The sequence below is a fragment of the Paenibacillus sp. B2(2019) genome, assembly GCF_008370385.1.
In the GTDB taxonomy this organism is placed as follows: Bacteria; Bacillota; Bacilli; order Paenibacillales; family Paenibacillaceae; genus Paenibacillus_AQ.
Window position 1 is genome coordinate 686,380 of sequence record NZ_VTZR01000024.1, and the last position, 20,064, is coordinate 706,443.

The 20,064-nt window shown below is 43.1% G+C and carries 17 protein-coding genes and 1 pseudogene; 14 read left to right on the forward strand and 4 right to left on the reverse strand.

Annotated features, from left to right (window positions below; genetic code table 11):
- Positions 1 to 29 precede the first annotated feature (29 nt).
- On the reverse strand, positions 30 to 461 hold the full coding sequence (locus PAENI_RS24405; protein WP_076299347.1) for a flavodoxin domain-containing protein: 432 nt from the start codon (positions 459 to 461) through the stop codon (positions 30 to 32).
- A 413-nt stretch (positions 462 to 874) separates the two neighbouring features.
- Between PAENI_RS24405 and PAENI_RS24410 the strand changes: the two genes are divergently transcribed.
- The 6 genes from PAENI_RS24410 (at position 875) to PAENI_RS24435 (ending at position 10,472) form a co-directional block, all read left to right on the forward strand.
- On the forward strand, positions 875 to 1,216 hold the full coding sequence (locus PAENI_RS24410; RefSeq protein ID WP_042189760.1) for a DUF4181 domain-containing protein: 342 nt from the start codon (positions 875 to 877) through the stop codon (positions 1,214 to 1,216).
- Between the two features lie 229 nt (positions 1,217 to 1,445).
- Positions 1,446 to 2,351, forward strand: coding sequence for a phosphatase PAP2 family protein (locus PAENI_RS24415; protein WP_188114665.1), 906 nt, complete (start codon positions 1,446 to 1,448; stop codon positions 2,349 to 2,351).
- Positions 2,352 to 2,435: 84 nt separating this feature from the next.
- Positions 2,436 to 3,791, forward strand: coding sequence for an MFS transporter (locus PAENI_RS24420; protein ID WP_076286555.1), 1,356 nt, complete (start codon positions 2,436 to 2,438; stop codon positions 3,789 to 3,791).
- A gap of 33 nt (positions 3,792 to 3,824) precedes the next feature.
- Positions 3,825 to 6,089 (forward strand): beta-glucosidase family protein, encoded by a 2,265-nt coding sequence (locus PAENI_RS24425; protein WP_149646962.1) that lies wholly within the window; start codon positions 3,825 to 3,827, stop codon positions 6,087 to 6,089.
- 24 nt (positions 6,090 to 6,113) lie between these two features.
- Complete coding sequence (locus PAENI_RS24430; protein ID WP_149646963.1) at positions 6,114 to 7,814, forward strand: glycoside hydrolase family 3 protein; 1,701 nt, start codon at positions 6,114 to 6,116, stop codon at positions 7,812 to 7,814.
- A 123-nt stretch (positions 7,815 to 7,937) separates the two neighbouring features.
- On the forward strand, positions 7,938 to 10,472 hold the full coding sequence (locus PAENI_RS24435) for a GH39 family glycosyl hydrolase (RefSeq protein WP_149646964.1): 2,535 nt from the start codon (positions 7,938 to 7,940) through the stop codon (positions 10,470 to 10,472).
- Here the strand turns inward: PAENI_RS24435 and PAENI_RS24440 are convergent.
- Both PAENI_RS24440 and PAENI_RS31985 read right to left on the reverse strand, forming a co-directional pair.
- Positions 10,420 to 11,265, reverse strand: a complete 846-nt coding sequence (locus tag PAENI_RS24440) for a lipase family protein (protein WP_188114666.1) — start codon at positions 11,263 to 11,265, stop codon at positions 10,420 to 10,422. The two genes, PAENI_RS24435 and PAENI_RS24440, sit on opposite strands and share 53 nt — an antisense overlap.
- 221 nt (positions 11,266 to 11,486) lie before the next feature.
- Positions 11,487 to 11,639: a hypothetical protein gene (locus tag PAENI_RS31985; RefSeq protein WP_188114667.1), complete on the reverse strand. Its 153-nt coding sequence runs from the start codon at positions 11,637 to 11,639 to the stop codon at positions 11,487 to 11,489.
- 43 nt (positions 11,640 to 11,682) lie between these two features.
- On the opposite strand from PAENI_RS31985, the pseudogene PAENI_RS24445 reads away from it, so the two are divergent.
- Positions 11,683 to 11,892: pseudogene (locus PAENI_RS24445) on the forward strand (PfkB family carbohydrate kinase); the annotation flags it as partial.
- Between the two features lie 234 nt (positions 11,893 to 12,126).
- On the opposite strand, the gene PAENI_RS24450 reads toward PAENI_RS24445, so the two are convergent.
- Entirely contained in the window at positions 12,127 to 12,885 is a 759-nt protein-coding gene (locus tag PAENI_RS24450; protein WP_149646966.1) for a collagen-like domain-containing protein, read from the reverse strand.
- A 184-nt stretch (positions 12,886 to 13,069) separates the two neighbouring features.
- On the opposite strand from PAENI_RS24450, the gene PAENI_RS24455 reads away from it, so the two are divergent.
- The 7 genes from PAENI_RS24455 (at position 13,070) to PAENI_RS24485 (ending at position 20,047) form a co-directional block, all read left to right on the forward strand.
- Complete coding sequence (locus PAENI_RS24455) at positions 13,070 to 14,104, forward strand: YheC/YheD family protein (protein ID WP_149646967.1); 1,035 nt, start codon at positions 13,070 to 13,072, stop codon at positions 14,102 to 14,104.
- A 252-nt stretch (positions 14,105 to 14,356) separates the two neighbouring features.
- Positions 14,357 to 14,647, forward strand: a complete 291-nt coding sequence (locus PAENI_RS24460; RefSeq protein ID WP_149646968.1) for a hypothetical protein — start codon at positions 14,357 to 14,359, stop codon at positions 14,645 to 14,647.
- 160 nt (positions 14,648 to 14,807) lie between these two features.
- The gene (locus tag PAENI_RS24465; RefSeq protein WP_149646969.1) at positions 14,808 to 15,515 is read left to right on the forward strand and encodes a DNA alkylation repair protein; all 708 of its coding nucleotides are present in this window, start codon (positions 14,808 to 14,810) and stop codon (positions 15,513 to 15,515) included.
- A 111-nt stretch (positions 15,516 to 15,626) separates the two neighbouring features.
- The gene (locus PAENI_RS24470; protein WP_076299336.1) at positions 15,627 to 16,916 is read left to right on the forward strand and encodes an L-cysteine desulfidase family protein; all 1,290 of its coding nucleotides are present in this window, start codon (positions 15,627 to 15,629) and stop codon (positions 16,914 to 16,916) included.
- 196 nt (positions 16,917 to 17,112) lie between these two features.
- The gene (locus tag PAENI_RS24475; protein ID WP_149646970.1) at positions 17,113 to 18,579 is read left to right on the forward strand and encodes a protein adenylyltransferase SelO; all 1,467 of its coding nucleotides are present in this window, start codon (positions 17,113 to 17,115) and stop codon (positions 18,577 to 18,579) included.
- Between the two features lie 38 nt (positions 18,580 to 18,617).
- Complete coding sequence (locus PAENI_RS24480; RefSeq protein ID WP_149646971.1) at positions 18,618 to 19,097, forward strand: DinB family protein; 480 nt, start codon at positions 18,618 to 18,620, stop codon at positions 19,095 to 19,097.
- Between the two features lie 164 nt (positions 19,098 to 19,261).
- Positions 19,262 to 20,047 (forward strand): DeoR/GlpR family DNA-binding transcription regulator, encoded by a 786-nt coding sequence (locus tag PAENI_RS24485; protein WP_081382852.1) that lies wholly within the window; start codon positions 19,262 to 19,264, stop codon positions 20,045 to 20,047.
- Positions 20,048 to 20,064 lie beyond the last annotated feature (17 nt).

Sequence of the window (20,064 nt, forward strand, 5' to 3'; positions counted from 1 at the left end):
AGGATCTTTATTAGAAAATTCTATATTCCCTATTTAAAATTCTTAGAAAACTCTTTTATTTTATCTACAAAAATCCCCTTGAGCTGATCAGTACCCTCTTTGGGAGCCTTATAGGCTTTATAACCGCCAAAGGATTCGATGCAAACCGCAGCTTGTTTTAGATCATTCGGAAAATTCTTCTCAATTAACTCCTCAGTAGTCTTTGGTTTTTCGTTACAAATATAGTAGCCCATCTTCTTATTTAGTAACTCATCTTTATTTTTTTTGATAAAATCACGAATCGCTTTATATATTTTCTCGTCTCTTACTCCAGCACCTAAAATAATGCTATCAAATGCCTCAAGACTTGGCTTCTCTATTTCAATATTACAGATCTTACTCTGAGGAAGCTCTTCTGATAATACCTTTGCGCATTGCTCTGTTGCCCCTGATTTTGTAGCGTATAGAATAAGTACTGCCATTGTGGTCCCTCTTTTCAGTTTAAATTGTTCAAGTTTCAAAATACCCTCGCAAATCGAATATCTTGATAATCGAGATATTATCTATACTATCGAAAATGCAGATCTTTTGTCAAGTTAGCAACAAGTTCTCATGCGTTAATCAAACACCCTTATTATGGTATCATAGGGATAATTACGCTATCACTAACTACATCTTTTAAGAATCAAACGATAAAGAGGGGAGTGGAGATAAGTTGAGTATTATCGTAATGCTAGTCATCTATTGTTTGCTTGGAGTATTCGTGATTAAATTAGGCATCGATAACTCTAGAAGTACGCAAATATCAAAAGAAATATTAAATGAGTTAAGAGAAATCAAAGAACTAATGATAAGAAATAAATATGAATAACTTCTTAGAAGGAGGGCAACAGGATTGATCATTCCATTTTTATTATTAATTATTGCTTTTTCTGGTTTTTTTCTAAGGATATGGATTGTTGGCCCGGATAAAGAAAAACTTTCTGACGACGGTAATGAGCTAAATATAAAAGGTAAATTAATACTCGGACTTATTGGATTAATTTCGGTAATTGTCATAATGATAGCTGATGGCGTACAGGGGATGGGAATGAAGTGGTTTTGGATTGTATTCATAATTATTTCCCTAGGATTTCAGTCATTTATTGATTGGAAATTTTTAAAGCATACGAAACAACATATCGTTTCACTGATTTTGTTAGTTGAAGGTGTGGTGTTAGTTTATTTCCTTTTCTAATCGTTTGTACCATAAAGCCTAATCTCCTGTCAGCGTGCACAAGGGATTAGGCTTTTTTTGCTTATTGTAGGATAAACGATCCTTTTGATGTATTGATCACTTTTTCACATAAGAGGAGGGTTAAAATCTACCCTAGTTTTAGTTATTATTCGCCTATCCGAATTCATGAATGGAGCTTTATAATCTCAAATGTAAGCGTTTCCTAAATGGCTATAAAGGGGATGAGGAGATGACGACAAAAGGGACAAAACGTTTTATATGGGGATTTCTTATAGTATGGGTCATGTTAATGACGATCTTTACGTTTAATGATCTGAATCTATCCAAAGCTCTGTATAACGAACATGAATCGCGGTTTGGTTGGTTTTTTGAGGTATATGGAGAACATCCAGCTTTTCTAGTGTTATTCGCAGCTGGAAGTATTCTATTTAGTACGGTTAGAAATGAACGGTTGATAAAGAAGATTATGGTCCGTCTGGTGTCCGGATTATTCATCCTACTTAGTGGATTTGGTATTATAACGATTACTTTAACTCGTGGGTATGGGCTGGATGGAGATCATGTTATGATCAACAGTTTAATTATAACCGTACTATTTGCAACGTTGTGTCAATGGCTATTGAACCGTATAACTGTTCAAACGCTAAGACAGTATAATCGTGCTGCTTGGGCAGCTATCGTGATCGTATTCGCGGAGATTCTGCTTGTAAATGTCCTCAAAATCTTTTGGGGCAGGATGCGTTTTCGTAATATGGAGGGCGATTATTCTCTATTTACAAGCTGGTTTCTCCCCCAAGGCATTCAAGAGAACGGCGTCACAACGGAAGCATACAAATCCTTTCCTTCGGGTCACTCTGCCAATGGCTGGACCATGATGCTGTGGATGATGTTTATGCCTTTCGCTAATAAATGGCGCAATATCATGCTTGTCTGTGCGGTAGTGTGGGGAATCAGCACCTCGACTAGCCGCGTCATTATGGGAGATCATTTTGCAACGGATGTATTATTTGGAGCGTTTATTACAATTACTTGTATGCTGCTGTTCTGTAAGCTCTTTAAGGTTGATCTGTATCCTAATAGTCAGCCTAACGCTACCGCTCTGTTAAAAGATAAAAATGCCCCCTATTTTCGTTAAAATACGGACAGTTTAAAAGAATCAGCTTCAGTACAATGCAATTAAGAAAGCGCTAACAAAATGCGGCGCAGGGGAGATGGTAGTATGAATGAAAATCAAATGCCATGGAGAGAGCGAATTAGTTATGGGCTAGGCGATACCGCGTCAAATCTGATTTTCCAGATGACAACACTTTACCTCATGTACTTCTATACGGATGTGTTTGGTCTGAACCCTGGTGCGGTAGCTGTGGTATTTCTTGTTGCACGGGTAATCGACGCGATCGTCGAGCCGTTCATTGGTGTCATGATTGACCGCACGCAAACAAAGTGGGGGAAATGCAGACCCTATTTTCTTTGGCTTGCTGTTCCTTTCAGCTTGACTGCAGTACTTATGTTTTTGACGCCGGATTTTGGTGATACGGGCAAACTTGTATACGCATACATTTCGTACACCGTGCTCGGTATTATGTATTCCGGTATTAATCTACCACTGTCTGCAATCCTGCCAAGTCTGACTAGTAATTCTAATGAACGTACAGTGATCAATACGGTTCGTATGATATTCGCCGTGATTGGGGTTGTTACAGTTAGTGCTGGAACGATGCCGCTTGTGAAAGCTTTTGGTGGTGGCGATCAAGCAAAGGGTTTTCTGGTCACCATGATCTTGTTCTCAAGCATTGCACTGCTGCTGTTTCTAAACATGTTTGCGAACACTAAAGAACGCGTAAAAGCCATTGATGAAAAACCGCTTCCGATGCGAGAAGGTGTTAAAGCGCTCAAAGGCAATGTACCTTGGTTGATCATGCTTCTGATGAGCTTGTTCTTGTGGATCACAACATCGATACAAGGACAGACCAGCATTTATTATATGACCTATTATATGAAAAAGCCTGAACTCATTCCTATCGTGAATTCCATGCAATTATTGATGATATTTTCGATGGTGATCGCTCCTTTTGTAGTGAAGAAAATTGGGAAAAGGAACACAATTATTATGGGATCAGTGGTTTCTATCATTGGCTACCTTATTGCAATTACTGGGGGGAATGCCCTTTCTGTTCCGGTGCTGTTGGCAGGGCTTCTTATAAGCGGGCTTGGCATGGGAGTAGGAGCAGGTCTGATTTTTGCAATGATGGCCGACACGGTTGATTATGGGGAGTGGAAATCAGGTGTTCGGGCACAAGGCCTACTTTATTCAGCTGCTAGTTTTGGTGTTAAGGTGGGGATGGGACTCGGTGGAGCACTTGGTGGGGTGATATTGTCGATGGGTGGTTATGTAGCTAACTCCACGGCGCAGTCAGAATCCGCATTAGCTGCGATTTCATTTAACTATTTGTGGGCACCGATTATTGGCCAAATTATTATGATTACTTTGCTGTTGTTCTATCGTCTTGACAAGGATCAACCCGTTATGATGCGTGAACTCGAGGAACGTCGCAATTCTTCTATCGCTATGTAAAGAAACTAGTCATTCATAAGGAGTGAAATGAACATGGTACTTAACATTCAAGAAATTATTGCACAAATGACTTTAGAGGAAAAAGCAGGTCTTTGCTCAGGACTAGATTTCTGGCAGACAAAAGCCGTCGAACGACTAGGTATTCCATCCATCATGATGACAGATGGTCCACATGGTCTGCGTAAGCAAAAAGCTGGGAATGATCATTTGGGTATATTCGATAGTGTCCCTTCTACTTGTTTTCCGGCAGGAGCTGGAATGGCTTGCTCTTGGGACCGGGAGCTAATCAAGCAGGTAGGCGCAGCCATTGGGGAAGAGTGTCAGGCAGAAGATGTCTCTATTTTACTGGGGCCTGGAGCTAATATTAAACGTTCACCCTTATGCGGCCGCAATTTTGAATATTTCTCTGAAGATCCGTATTTATCCTCCGAGATGGCAATAGGCCATATTGAAGGCGTTCAGAGCCAAGGCGTAGGAACTTCGTTAAAACACTTTGCTGCAAATAATCAAGAGCATCGGCGTATGTCTGTAGATGCAATTGTAGATGAGCGTACACTAAGGGAAATCTATTTGGCGAGCTTCGAAAGCGTGGTGAAAAAAGCGCAGCCATGGACCGTTATGTGCTCCTACAATCAGGTGAACGGTGAGTATGCTTCAGAGAATCCGTATTTACTCACGGATATATTAAAAGAAGAATGGGGACATGAAGGGTTCGTAGTTTCTGACTGGGGTGCGGTGAATGAGCGAGCTAAAGGCTTAGCTGCAGGTTTGGAGCTAGAAATGCCATCAAGTAATGGTGCAGGTGATCAGAAGATTATCGATGCGGTTCAGAGCGGAACATTATCTGAAGCAGCACTGGATCGTGCGGTGGGTCGCTTGCTTTCTATTATTTTCAAAGCTGTTGAGAATGACAAAGAAAATGCTTCTTATGATCCTGAGGCACATCACCAATTAGCTAGAGTTGCTGCCAGAGAAAGTATGGTGCTACTCAAAAATGAGGATGGTCTTCTTCCTCTGAAACGTGAAGGCTCCTATGCTGTGATCGGTGATTTTGCCCGTAATCCACGTTACCAAGGTGGTGGAAGCTCACATATCAAGCCAACTAGGTTGGATGATATATATTACAGCCTTCTAGAAGAAGCGGGTTCATATGCGAAATTGAGTTATTCTCAAGGTTACGTTTCTGATAGCGATGAGCCGAGTCTGGAACTTATTGGGCAAGCCATAGAAGCCGCTTCACAAGCAGATACGGCGATTGTGTTCGTCGGATTGCCAGAGCGCTATGAGTCTGAAGGCTACGACCGGACTCATCTTCGTATTCCAGAGAGTCAGATCCGCTTGATCGAAGCAGTCGCTGATGTTCAGCCTAACACTGTCGTTGTGCTGAGTAACGGATCGGCCATTGAAATGCCTTGGATCAGCAACGTCAAAGCTGTGCTTGAGGGTTATCTAGGTGGGCAAGCGCTTGGTGGTGCCATCTCCGATCTGTTATTCGGAAACGTAAGCCCATCAGGTAAGCTGGCAGAGACCTTCCCTTTGCAGCTGGAACATAATCCTTCCTACTTAAATTTCTCTGGCGAAGGAGATACCGTTGAATACAAGGAAGGATTGTTTGTAGGATACCGCTACTACGATGCTAAGCGAATTTCACCTTTATTCCCGTTTGGTTATGGTCTCAGCTATACAACATTTGCATACTCTGATCTTTCGGTAAGTTCGCACTCTTTGAAAGATACTGACACGCTGCAAGTAAGCGTGAAAGTTACCAATACTGGCGCTATGCAAGGCAAAGAAGTTGTACAGCTATATGTCAAAGACGTACTCAGTAATGTGGTGCGGCCAGAGAAGGAGTTAAAGGGCTTCGCGAAGGTAGATCTGCAGCCTGGGGAAACGAAGCAGGTAAGCTTTACGCTTGATAGCAGAGCGTTTGCTTATTATAACGTGAAGCTGAAAGATTGGCATGTGGAAACCGGTGAATTTGAAATTTTGGTGGGAGCCTCCTCCCAAGAGATCCTGCTTGTTGAGTCTGTGGTTGTTGAATCAACTGTATCCCTCGCTAAATCCTATACCCGTAATTCAACTATAGGTGATCTTATGAGAGATCCACAGGCTGCTGCTATTATTCAAGCCATGCTGTCACAAGCTGGTGAGATGATGCCCATGCTTCAAGATGGCTCGGATATGATGATCGAGATGATGCGCAACATGCCGATTCGTGCAATGGTTATGTTCAGTCAAGGTGCTATGACGGAACAAGGGTTAGATGAGCTGATTAAACTATTGAATTCCAATAAATAAATCTGGGAGAGTGAGATAAAAGACATGATAGATTTGAAAGCTAAACCGTTTCATCTAGATGATAAGGGAATTAAATGGGTAGAACAAACCTTAGCCTCTCTGGATTTGGCGGGCAAGGTCGGGCAGTTATTTTGCCCGATCGGGTTCACCGATGATAAGACGCAGCTGGCACTTTTGACACAAGGGATTAAGATTGGCGGGATTATGTTCCGTCCCGGTCCAGGAGAGATGGTGCAAGAAACACATCGCTACTTGCAGGATACATCGGATATTCCGCTGCTAATTGCAGCTAATCTTGAAGCAGGAGGTAATGGTTCTGCGGCAGAGGGTACTTTCTTCGGCAAGCAGCTGCAAGTGGCGGCGACGGATAATACCGAAATGGCTCGTAAACTTGGTATCATTGCCGCGCGGGAGGGTGGTGCTGTAGGCTGTAACTGGGCTTTCGCACCCATTCTCGATATCGACTATAATTTCCGTAATCCGATAACCAATGTTAGAACATTCGGTTCTGATCCGCAGAGAGTAGCTCGCATGAGCAAGGCTTATACCGAAACGATTCAAGATCATGGCATGGCGGTATCTATTAAACACTTCCCTGGAGATGGCGTTGACGAAAGGGACCAGCATTTGTTGACCTCTATTAACTCACTTTCAGTGGAAGAGTGGGATGCAACCTTTGGGAAGGTATATGCGGATTGTATAGAAGCTGGCGCACATACGGTTATGGTAGGGCATATCGCTCATCCCGCCTATTCTAGAGAATTACGTCCGGGGATTACAGATTTGGAGATTATGCCTGCAACGTTAGCTCCTGAGCTTTTAAATGATTTATTGCGTAACAAGCTCGGCTTTAATGGATTAATTACTACAGATGCTACGCCAATGGCGGGATTCACGATGGCAATGAAGCGGGAGCTAGCGGTTCCGACATCCATCGCTGCGGGTTGTGATATGTTCCTCTTTAACAAGAGTTTAGAAGAAGACTTTGCCTATATGATGAAAGGAATTGAGACCGGCATTCTGACGGAGGAGCGCGTGAACGAAGCAGTGACTCGTATTCTTGCAGTGAAAGCTGCGCTGGGACTTCATAAGAAGAAACAACAAGGCACGCTCGTTCCAGAAAAAGAAGCCCTTTCCGTCCTTGCTTGCGAAGAGCATGTGCGTTGGGCTCAGGAATGTGCAGATGAGTCAGTTACATTAGTGAAGGATACACAGGAGATGCTCCCCATTAGTCCTGAGAGTCACAAACGTCTACTGGTATTCACACTAGGAGGCGAGGAAGGATTATTCGGAGGGGCAGATATTGCACCGTACTTCATTTCCAAGCTAAAAGAGGAAGGATTCGAGGTAACGCTCTTTAATAAGAGTGAAGTTGATTTCAGTGCCATGTTCGGAGGTGTAAAAGCGTTAACGGATCACTATGATGCTGCGGTCTATATCTCAAATCTGGAGACACACAGTAATCAAACCGTTGTACGGATTAATTGGGCACCTCCATTTGGGGCAGACATGCCATGGTTTATTCAAGAAATGCCAACGATGTTCATTTCTGTAGCAAATCCTTATCATTTGATCGACGTCCCGCGTATACCAACGTTCATTAATGCCTATTCACCAAGTAATTATGTGGTAGATGCACTGATTGAGAAGCTTGTGGGGCGTTCCTCCTTTAAAGGAGTTAATCCTGTGGATCCGTTTTGTGGCTATTGGGATACACAACTATAATTAGAATTCATAGAGATCTGTAATAGTATCAAGCGATTGAATAGGATAGTTCTATTCAATCGCTTTTTTTATAATATAATAGGACATAAGACATATATTGAGAGAGTGAGAGGAGGGTGCTAGTTGCAAAGCTACACCTACGAAAATATTGAGATGGATGATCATCTTCCGGTCCACATGTTTTTGCACAGTACCCATCAGGTCCCGAATCATTGGCATGATAGCATTGAAATATTATTCGTACTCAAGGGGAAACTTGAACTTTTCACAAAAGACAGATTTAGAGAGTTAAATGAAGAAGATTTGTTCTTGATTAATGCTAATGAAATTCATGCGATTAAAGCTGAAGAGAATAATTTGGTGCTAGCGCTGCAAATTCCAGTTTCTTATTTACTTCTGATTGAACCTCAGATCGAAAGAATGTTATTCGATTGTAATTCTGCGGCTGCTAGCTATGAAGAACAATCTAAGTTTGATGAACTTCGTACATTGCTGGCTGAGATGATGCTGCTCCACAATAAGCGCCCACAAGGGTATCATCTACGCATACAGTCCTGTCTTCTTAATTTAACTTATTTACTTATGCAAGGATTTCGTGAACAAGACCAAAGTCCTGAGAAACATGATGATAAGCATCGTGAACGGCTATTGCGAATTACCTCTTATGTCAAAGAGAACTACAATCGGGCAATTAACATCCAGCAGTTGGCCCTTCAGGAGTATTTGACCGTTCCGTATTTGTCGCGTTTTTTCAAAGAGTATATGGGTACTTCCTTTACCAAATATGTGAATGCGGTGCGTTTGGATAAAGCTGTAAAAGATTTGACGCTTACCAATCTATCTATCACACAGATCGCTCATGATCATGGGTTTCCCAACCTGAAATCCTTTAATGCGGTGTTTAAAGAGTTCTATCGACAGACGCCTGGAGAATACCGGAAGACCGTCTTGGACGGACGCAGTTCATTTCAGAAAAGCAGTGTGGCCCAGTTTAACTACTTTGACATGAATCCCACACAGGCGTTTGAGTCGCTATTCAAATATCTGCCTAACAAGAATTTATCAGCTACTTCCAATCTACCAGTTGCCCTTCATATACATAAGCAGACCCATGAGATTTCGGTAAAGTCTAACCAAAGCAAGGAGCTTGCGCATACTTGGAAGAAGCTCATGACGGTGGGAAAGGCCAAAGAGGTATTGTTTGCAGAGGTACAAAGACATATCAAGCAAATGCAACAGGAGATTGGGTTTCAGTATATACGGTTTCACGGTATTTTTGATGATGAGATGATGATTTATGGCGAGAATGAGCGGGGAGAAGTGAGCTTAAACTTTGCTTATAGCGATTCATTATTTGATTTTTTACTGTGCTCTGGATTGAAACCGTTTTTAGAGCTTTCTTTTTTACCACGCCAGCTTGCGGGAGAGGGAGCTACTTCTGTTTTTTATAAAAAGAGCTTGGTGGGTAGTCCTAAGGACCTCGGTAAGTGGAATCAGATGATTCATCAGTTTATTACGCATTACATCCATAGATATGGCATTCATGAAGTGAGGCAGTGGTATTTCGAGGTGTGGAACGAACCGGAAATCCATATTTTTTGGCCAGATACTTATGAAGCTTACTGTGAGCTGTTCATATCAACATTTCAAACCATCAAATCCATAGATTCTGAGCTACGTGTAGGGGGGCCAGGTGTTTTATCTCTTACGTTAATGCAGTCAGATTGGCTGACAAGGTTTATGAATGATGTGTGCAGACGAGGCGTAAAGCCTGATTTTATATCCTTTCACAGTTATCCGTATGATGAATCGTTAAGATCAACTCAAGTGATTCAGGTGGATTATGAAGAGAATCCGGATGTGTGGTTTCAGACAATAGAGCTTTCAGCGGATACAGAATATTTATCGCGAGTCATTATTAAATTGAAGAAAACCGTATCGGAAGCTATGGGAAGTGATGTTCCTGAACTGCATATGACAGAATGGAATGCCACAGGCTCTCACCGTGATTTAGTGAATGATACATGCTTTAAGGCAGCCTATATCGTGAAAAATGTACTGAAAAATATGGATGGTCTCCATAGTTTTGGTTATTGGACGGCTACGGATTTGCTAGAGGAGTTCAAAATGTCGTCGGAAACGTTTCATGGAGGTTTGGGGCTGATGACATATAACGGGATACCAAAGCCATCCTTCTACGCGTTTAAACTGCTTGCAAAATTAGGCCGCCAATTCATTCATCAAGGGAAAGGATATTACATTACTAGTAGTGATATGGGGCTGCAGGTGTTGATGTATGCTTACGCGCATATCGATTCATTGTACCAAAAAGGTGATGCCTCGCTCATTAATCGCACGAATAGATACGATGTGTTCGAAGAAGTTGGAGACATAGAGTTGACGTTGGAGCTTACAGATATTCATCCAGGCTCGTATACGATCAAAAGACATACAATTAACAGACGAAATGGAAGCGTTTTCGACCTGTGGGTACGAATGGGGGCGCCTCATCCTATAGATGCTGACACCCTTAATTATTTGAAGCAAGCGAGCTGCCCGCAACTGACCTTTGAACAAGTCGAAATAACGAGCACCTATTCGTTAATTAGTAAGTTGTCTCCACATGAGGTGCAGTTGGTGGAATTGATGCGCTTATGATGGGGTTATTTACAACTGGACAGAATCCAGGGTTCGTTAGACAAAGTTCCTCGGAGTATTGCGGTTGAAGCTTGGAGAGCTCTGTGAAATAGTAGCTGATCATATGATTACCACTTGCCGATCCATTCTGAAATGACAGTGATAAAAAAGTGTGGACATGACTGTAATAGTACTTCGTTTCCCGTTTAGGTAGCCTGTATACATGTGGAGGCGCGTAGGTAACAACATCAAAGAGATTGGCATAACGGTAACTCTTGCGGACATATTGTTTAAAAGCATTAACGAAGTTCGGATCGCCTACACGTGGTGAACCATAGGTGAACAGAATAGGTGAGATGTGCGAGGTGTTGGCCGCAAGATCAATAGCACATAAAGTGGCGAGTGCTCCGCCAAGACTGTGACCAGTAATGTATAAGGTCTTATCGGGAGATAACTTAGCGAGTGTAGAGATAATCCCATCGCGCGCTGATGAGTAGATATTCGTGAAACCGCGGTGGGTAAGGGTATCTTCTTTAATGTAATTGAATCTCTCTTGTGAGGCCATAATGTTTGACATCCAATCGGTTGTGGAGCTGGTTCCTCGGAAGGCAATGATAATCTCTTGTGGAGATTCCAAAATAAATCCAAAGCGTTCCCACACCTCGCTGATGGATCTTGCTTCAATCGTATCCACGATCTGATAATCTAATGGAACGACGAACGAACCATCTTTATTTGAGAACTGCGCATAGGTCTGTCCGCAGATAGCAGCTAGAAAGATAGCCCTTTGCTCTTGATCATTTTTGGTACCCATGTGCATCCCGCCCTTCTTCCTAAACTATATTAGGGGGACGAGGGAGAGATTCCTATATCATGCGAGACCCTGTACTAATGTGAAAGGGCTAAATTCTACACCGTTGAATACTTACTTCAGATTATCTGTTATTAGGAGGTTTAACGATGTGAATCTAACTTTAGTGTACGTAAATGATTAATTTAAGTGTATTAATGAAGTGAAATGCCATGGTTTTAAAATCATTTGCCTTGAATGCGGGTTTTGAATAAAACCTCAACCTGTGATTCGCTACTCGCCAAAACGGAGTGAGTAAAATGCTGAAATACAGGAGTATCTACATTTCCATCGAGATATTTGTTGAACGTGGAAATAACTTCATTAAGTATAGGCATTAAATTTTTTCCTCCAAAGAGATATTGATAACCAATTAGGAGGTATTCAGTAGGTTATAAGGTCGATGGGGTGATTGATACGGTAGGCGCCGGGGATGGTTTTGCCGTTGGCGGCATAAGCGGACTGCTGGAAAAGCTTACTGTAGCTGAGACCGTCAAGCGCGGCAATGCGATCAGGGCATTGACGGTGATGACTCCCGGCGACATGGATGGCCTGGCCTGCCAACCCGTGAGAGCTTGGAGAAGTTTATGAATCGGAAAGCGTAGTAAGTAATGTCATGGCTATTTCTATTGAAAAAAAAGATACCATTCCATAGTAACTGTGAACGGTATCTTTTTTTTGGGTTCGGGCAGATTAAACAGCCGAATGCGGCGCCCTTTTGTAAGCTTGGGCGAACTCAGGAGATATTATTTGCTCAAAGTCTATAAATATATTATAAAGAGAGCTGACGGTTCCGACCACCTGCTCTCTTTATCGAACTAAAAATCAGGTATTAATCTCAGTCGCTGTTAATGTTCCTTCGTTAATTGTAATGGTAATATTACCTTCTCCAGGAATCGTTCCTGTTGCTCTTAAGGTGTAACTATGTTGCCCAACAGGAGGTCCCATATCACAGCATGTCAGTGCCGTTGTAATCGGGCTGTTGGCAGATACGGGAGTGTCACTTGCTGTACACAATAGAGTCACGCCATCCCGAAGGATAGTAAATGAAATGGTAGGACTAGCAGCAGACGGAGTCCACGTGGCATAGGCGGTAAGCCAGACAATGTTGCCGGGTTTATCTACAGTTATATTAACTGTGGCCAAATCGGCTACTGGGGCAGCAGTGGTAAGAACGATTCCAGCGAACTCAGCACAAGCAAATTCAATAAAGAGTCCTGGCGTTCCAGCCGGGCCTTGTGGTCCTGTAGGTCCAATAGGGCCTTGCACCCCTGCTGGTCCTTGCGGTCCTGTGGCCCCAATGGCACCTTGCTGTCCTGCGGGTCCTTGCGGTCCTGCGGCACCTTGCGGTCCTGTAGGTCCTTGCGGTCCTGGAGGTCCTTGCGGTCCTGCGGGTCCTTGCGGTCCTGCGGGTCCTTGCGGTCCTGCGGGTCCTTGCGGTCCTGCGGCACCTTGCTGTCCTGCGGCACCTTGCGGTCCTGGAGGTCCCTGCTTTCCTGTAGGCCCAATGGGTCCTTGCACTCCTGCAGGACCTTGTGGTCCTTGTGGCCCTGGTGGTCCTGGTGGTCCTGGTAATCTTCCCATAACACACACTCCTTTGAATAGTGGGTATATCTCACCCTGCCTACAATGTATTCCGTAAAAATAGATGTGTGTCAGTAGTCAAATGACTTGATAATATTGCCTACTATGTTGATGTCCCATGCATATTAGCTGAATTCACATATCCTACATCAAGGAAACCATTTCATGCAGAAAGGGGATCAAGATGAAGAATGTTGAAACACTAGGTATTATGGTTACTAACGCCAGGCAACGGAAGGTGACTTTAAAAAATTACATGAAGAATCATCATTTTTCAAAATTAAGGATGTTCAGTTTTTCCCCAACTGATATTGATTGGGAGCATAGATGTATTAGAGGCCTTCATCTTCGTAATATGAAGTGGGAAACGGGTAGCTTTTCATTTCCGAAGGTGATTTATAACCGTTGTTACAATTCAGAGATGGAGACTATTGATCGGTTGGAGCAGATTATTGGAAGGAACAAGTGTTTCAATCAAATTAACCAATTTGACAAGTTGGAGATTCATCAGGCTATAAATCGTTGGCTAAGTCCTCATGTCCCCGATACATTGCCTTACAGTAACGATAACTTGGAACAAATGATTCACCTTCATAAATTGGTTTTTTTGAAGCCCTGCCACGGCCATATGGGAAAAGGCGTTTATCGAATCGAACAGCGTGATACTGGAGAACTGCATATTTCTAACCACTATGTTATGCCCAGCATTATCGTAGGATCTATAAGTCAGTTACTTACCGAATCCGAACGGTTTGTAGGTCAAGTCCCCCATTTAATTCAAAAGGGGATATTTACCAATAATCTTAACAACCGCACTTTTGATATCAGGGTGCTTGTACAAAAAAATAAAAATGGTCTTTGGTCCACTACTAATGTTATCAGTCGAGTATCATACGCAGGCTGTTTCAATACAAGCATATACGAAAGAGCCTGCCTAACGATGGATGTGTTGAAGAAGCTATACCCGGCAAAATCCGTTAGGGATATGATGAATACCTTCTATAACTTAAGTTTACGAACAGCAGAGATCCTTGAGTTGGATTCCGGCATCCATCTATGTGAGGTTAGTGTAGATTTGGTCATTGACTTGGAAGGACATATTTGGATCATTGAAGTTAACGGTATGCCACAAAAGAGCCTTTATGATGGGCTTCCTATATCCCGAAGAGCCATATACTCTCGTCCACTTGAATACGGCTATTACCTAAGTAAACGATAATTTTTTAGATGATCCAGCATATGCGGAATTACTTGTATAGGTTCTTGCCTTTGTAATGGCTAATGAAGTTCAATATTCAAGACAGTTGTGTTTTGTTGGTTTCTTTCGCTTCGGAAGTGCCTCGTTATGCATGCGCTGTACGGTGCTGGCCGAGGTTTGCTGCAGGCAGGCACAGTGCGAGCCGTTGCCCAAGCGCTTGTTCGAAGGACCGTTTTAACATGAGAAAGCAGGTATAACAAAAGCACCTGCGACTTGGGACGAATTCAGTTTAGTGGGAAACGGTTAGTTGATTTAATGTTTATCTCGGCATTATCTGTTCCGGGGCTACTAATCTCGATTCCATTGTTTTCGTTATTTTATTCATTGAATCGACATCCAATAGCATTAGCTCATCAATCCATCGTAGTAGGATATACGAATACTGGTAATTACTCGGGTATTTTTGCTGCATCACTTCTGGTGTTTCTGCCCACGTTTATACTTTATCTTCTTGTGTCCAGAAAGATCGTTGCTGGAATTACAATCGGTTCTGTAAAAGGTTGAGGTAATAACCACCTAATAATATAGGTGGTTATTTGCGCACCCATAAGGATTCCTTCGGAAACTTAACTTGCGACAAGGAAACCCATACAGTACACTTTCTTTAACTAGTACAAACCTAAGATAGCTTGGGAAAGAACTTTGAAAAGGGAAGTGTTAAATAGTGGATTTAGAGATGGTCATGCAGGAGCTGGAAGCGCTTGGCAAGGAACGAACCAAGAAAATATATATGTCTAATGGAGCAAAGGAACCGTTATTTGGCGTGGCTACCGGAGCAATGAAACCAATCTTCAAGAAAACCAAAATAAATCAGCCATTGGCTGAGGAACTTTACGCGACAGGGAACTATGATGCCATGTATTTTGCCGGCATCATTGCTGATCCCAATGCAATGACGGAAGCGGATTATGACCGATGGATGGATGCGGCTTATTTTTATATGCTGTCCGACTTTGTAGTGGCAGTAACCTTGGCAGAAGCGGATATTGCACAACAAGTTGCCGATAAATGGATCGCGAGTGGTGAAGAGCTGAGAATGTCAGCGGGCTGGAGCTGTTACTGCTGGCTGCTTGGCAGTCGGCCGGATGTTGAGTTTTCCGAAAGCAAGCTTGCTGGTATGCTTGAGATGGTGGAAAATACGATTCATGATTCTCCAGAACGTACCCAATACGCAATGAACAACTTCATGTACACAGTGGCCGTATCTTATTTGCCACTTCATGATAAGGCCAGTGAAACCGCAAGAACTGTAGGGCCAATTGAAGTTGACAAGAATAAGGCAAAGAGTAAATTGATTCACGCGTACGCAAATATTCAAAAAGCAGTCGACAAAGCTCGGCTTGGTTTTAAACGCAAGCATGTAAGATGTTGATCTAGCAGAAGCTTCTAGAGAAGAAAAAGGAAAAAGGATTCCCTGAAACTTCACTCTGCGTTACTATATAGAAATGACTCCAAGTGGGAGAGAGAAGGGGGAAAAGCATACATGGGCAACTTATTGGAAATTTTGCACAAGGAAGTCGTACCGGCAGAAGGCTGCACAGAGCCGATCGCAGTTGCGTATGCCGTCTCCTTGGCGGCAGAGCTTCTCGAGGAAGAAATAACGGGGATTCAGCTGCATCTCAGTGGTAATATTATTAAAAATGCAATGGGAGTGGGTATCCCTGGAACAGGCCAGACAGGTCTGCCTATCGCAGCAGCCCTTGGTGCGGTGGTCGGACGTTCGCACAAGGAGCTGGAAATCCTATCAGGCCTGACTCAGGATGAGCTAAAGCTGGCAAATGACCTGCTTGATCGAAAGCTGCTAAAAGTGGAGATAATGGACACTCCTGAGAAATTATATATTGAAGCACAGGTGAAGACAGAGAATCATACAGCGACTGCCATCCTTGCTAAAGAACACACTAATATAGAATATCTGGCTCTGGACGGGAAAAAAGTGACACCTAAGAAGTCTAAAGCAGATTGTGGCAAGCCTGGACTTTCTGATACTGAAGCTTATGAAGGCTCTGTAGATCGGATATTCGAGTTTATAACTACGGCTCCATTTTCAGACCTTAGCTTCCTCTTGGAAGGCGCTCGGATGAATAAAGCGATTTCCGAAGAGGGACTCCGAGGCGATTATGGGTTGCAAGTAGGGAAGAAGATGAATCAGCAATCTGCTGTGAATTTGTTCGGCAATGATGTAGCGAACAAAATAATAGCGGCTACTGCTGCGGCTTCAGATGCTCGTATGGATGGCAGTGCAATGCCTGTGATGACAACAGCGGGCAGCGGTAATCAAGGCATCGCCTGTACGCTTCCAGTTATATCATTGGCGGAATTACTCGGCAAGGATGAAGAGACGCTAGCTCGGGCGCTTGCACTAAGTAATCTGGTCACTGTGCATATCAAGCATTATATCGGTCGGTTGTCGCCTTTATGTGGTTCAGGAATTGCAGGTGGAGTTGGAGCGAATAGCGGGATCATTTATCTCATGGATGGCACTCTTGAGCAGATCAAGCATGGGATACAGAATACGATAGCCTCTTTATCAGGTATGATTTGCGACGGTGCAAATTCAACCTGTGCGCTGAAGATATCTACCTCCACCAATACGGCGATTCAGGCAGCCACACTGGCTATGAACAATATTGCTCCTACGACCAAGGATGGAGTTATTTTCGAAGAGGTGGAAGACACTATCCGCAACATGGAGCGGCTGGTTCAGGAAGGTCTGGCGGATACTGACAAGACCATCTTAAATATCATGCTCTCCAAAGGCGGAGCGAATTAGCTTCCTTTAAGGTAATAACAGGTTAGAACATCATAATTTAAGACCGTCCGGTTCCCTACATGAATGGCAGGAGACTGGGCGGTCTTTTTATCTATTCAGTAAGGGTATTTGTCATTGCGAAGATTTGCATTAAATTTTAACATAACTTATTCTGAGATCATAAAGGCATAGACTGATGGTATAAAAAGGAGATATTATGACGGAGAAGATAGATATAGGATGGAACTTTGAGAACAGTTATGCTCATCTGCCGGAATCCATGTTTACAAGGATCAAACCAACTCCTGTGCATAAGCCGGAGTTAGTTATTTTAAATGAACCATTGGCTACTACCTTAGGGCTGAATAGCACAGCACTACATAGTAAGGAGGGTGTTCAGAATCTTACAGGCAATGAAGTCCCTGAAGGTACTGTAACGCTTGCTCAAGCGTATGCTGGACATCAATTCGGACATTTTACCATGTTAGGTGACGGCCGAGCTGCGCTGATTGGTGAGCAGATCACACCCCAAGGTGAACGCGTAGACATTCAGCTTAAGGGCGCGGGAAGAACACCATATTCTCGTGGTGGCGATGGCCGAGCCGGACTTGGACCGATGCTTCGTGAATATATCATCAGCGAAGCCATGCATGGTTTGGGTATTCCTACCACTCGCAGCTTGGCAGTGGTAACTACTGGAGAAACGATCATTCGAGAAACAGAGCAGCCTGGTGCTATTCTGACCCGAGTTGCTGCAAGTCATCTACGGGTGGGCACCTTTCAATATGTTGCAGCGTGGGGTACTGTTGAGGATGTCCGTACTCTGGCAGATTACACATTACAAAGACATTATCCGGAAGCTATTTCTCAGGAGAATCGTTATCTTTTCCTGCTTCGGGAAGTGATTGGACGTCAGGCTGAATTAATTGCCAAGTGGCAGCTGGTAGGATTTATTCACGGAGTAATGAACACCGACAACATGGCGCTTAGCGGAGAAACGATTGATTATGGTCCTTGCGCCTTCATGGATGTGTATCATCCAGAAACGGTATTCAGTTCCATTGACCAGCAGGGTCGTTATGCCTATGGCAATCAACCGGGTATTGCCTCTTGGAATCTCGCGAGATTCGCGGAGACTCTCCTGCCATTGCTGGCTGATGATCAAGAACAGGCGATTCAGCTCGCTGAAGAGGAAATTGCAGATTTTAAAGAGCGGTCTTACCATCACTGGCTCTCAGGTATGAGGGCGAAGCTCGGAATCTTCAACGAAGAGGTAGAGGATGTAGCGCTAATTGAGGATCTGCTAGATTTGATGCAGAAATATCGGGCAGACTATACCAATACCTTCCGTGCCCTAACTTTAGAGAAGCTGGAAGAAATTGCTCTGTTTGGTGCAGCGGAATTTACGAAGTGGCATGAGTTATGGCAGGCTAGACTTAGCAGACAGCTGCAATCGAAAGAGGTTTCGCTGCAGCTAATGCGCAATAGTAATCCTGCGATCATTCCGCGGAACCACAGGGTAGAAGAAGCACTCCAAGCGGCAGTACAACAGGAAGATTACAGTGTGATGGAGCGATTGCTTAAAGCTCTTTCCAATCCTTACGCTTATTCCCCTGAACAGGATGAATACTCGGCACTACCTGAGGAATCAGCACGTCCATATCGAACCTTCTGCGGCACTTGATTTGCTGATAATGATCTAAATAATGAGGTGAAGTAAGAATGTTTCATGCATATGATGTTCTGGCTAACCAGTTGCTAGCTAATGCGAATGATCCAAGTTGGTATGTGCCCTTTGAGGTAGCCGTAAAAGACTTAAGCGAAGAAGAAGCATTTTGGAAAGTAACGGAAGAAAGCAATAGTATTGCTGAGATAGTGCAGCATCTGCTCTACTGGAATGAAACTTGGCAAACAAGGTATAAAGAAAAGAGTGTCCATGCGGTTCCTTCAGTGGATAACAATAATACCTTTGTCGTTGCAGAAGGAGTAACGTTCCAAGAGCTTCAACAACAACTCTTAGAAGTTCTTTTATGTTGGCAGGAACTGATTACAAAGGAACAATTGGATGCCAATGTTCAAGAATTCCAAGGCAGTCAGTGGTGGGAAGTAATAGGCAATGTGACAACACATAACGCGTATCACGTAGGGCAAATCGTTTTTATTCGAAAGATCCAAAAGAGTTGGAATCGCACTATGAAGTGAATTGAAGGACGTTAACGGATGTACATTCATCTGGCTAACGTCTTTTTTGCGAATATCAATGAAGATAAGTTGCGAAAAATACTTACATATACTTATAATTACTTATTTAATACTTGCAAATACTTACTTAATAACTTATGATGACTTTAGGAGGTGCATACATGATGTTTCAAGAGGAGAGATTGTTAAAAATACTCGAATATTTGAAACAACACCAATCGATGAGTGTTCAAGAGATCTGTACGCAATTTGATGTATCCAGAGATACCGCACGTAGGGATATTGTTAGATTAGTACAAGAAGGTGTTGTGATCCGAACGCATGGAGGGGTATCGTTACCTGAGTTACAAAAAGAATTGTTATCTTATCAGGATCGATTGATCGATGAATCTGAGAGTAAGCAGAGGATAGGGAAGGCTGCAGCGCAGCTTATCCAAGATCATGAGACTGTGATTTTAGATGTATCTACCACCGTGCAATTTGTAGCAGAACAGATCAGTGCGAAGGATATTACGGTTGTTACGCACTCGATTGATAACGTAGGGATCTTGTCACAGCGGGAGGATCTGCAAATTTATGTTCTTGGTGGTTACTTGAATGTGAAAAACCGCCTGTTATATGGCCCTTCTATTATCGATAAACTTAGTGAAATCCGTGCTGATAAAGCCTTTATTGGAGCATCCGCGATCCGTGCTGATGGACTCTACTATCCATATGAAGAAGATGTGCGGGTGAAGAGAGAAATGGCCCGAAGATCAGATCAAGTCATCTTAGTGGCTGATCACACCAAATTTATTGGAAAATCATTTTTCCGTCTAGACTTTGAGTTCGTTGACATTCTAATTACCGATCGGGAACTCCCAAGTGAGATCAGAGAAATTCTAGATCAGAAGAACATCACAGTAATTGAATGTCCAGAAGAAACTGAAGAGGCTCGAGAGCAAGACTGATAACGAAACAGAGGAGG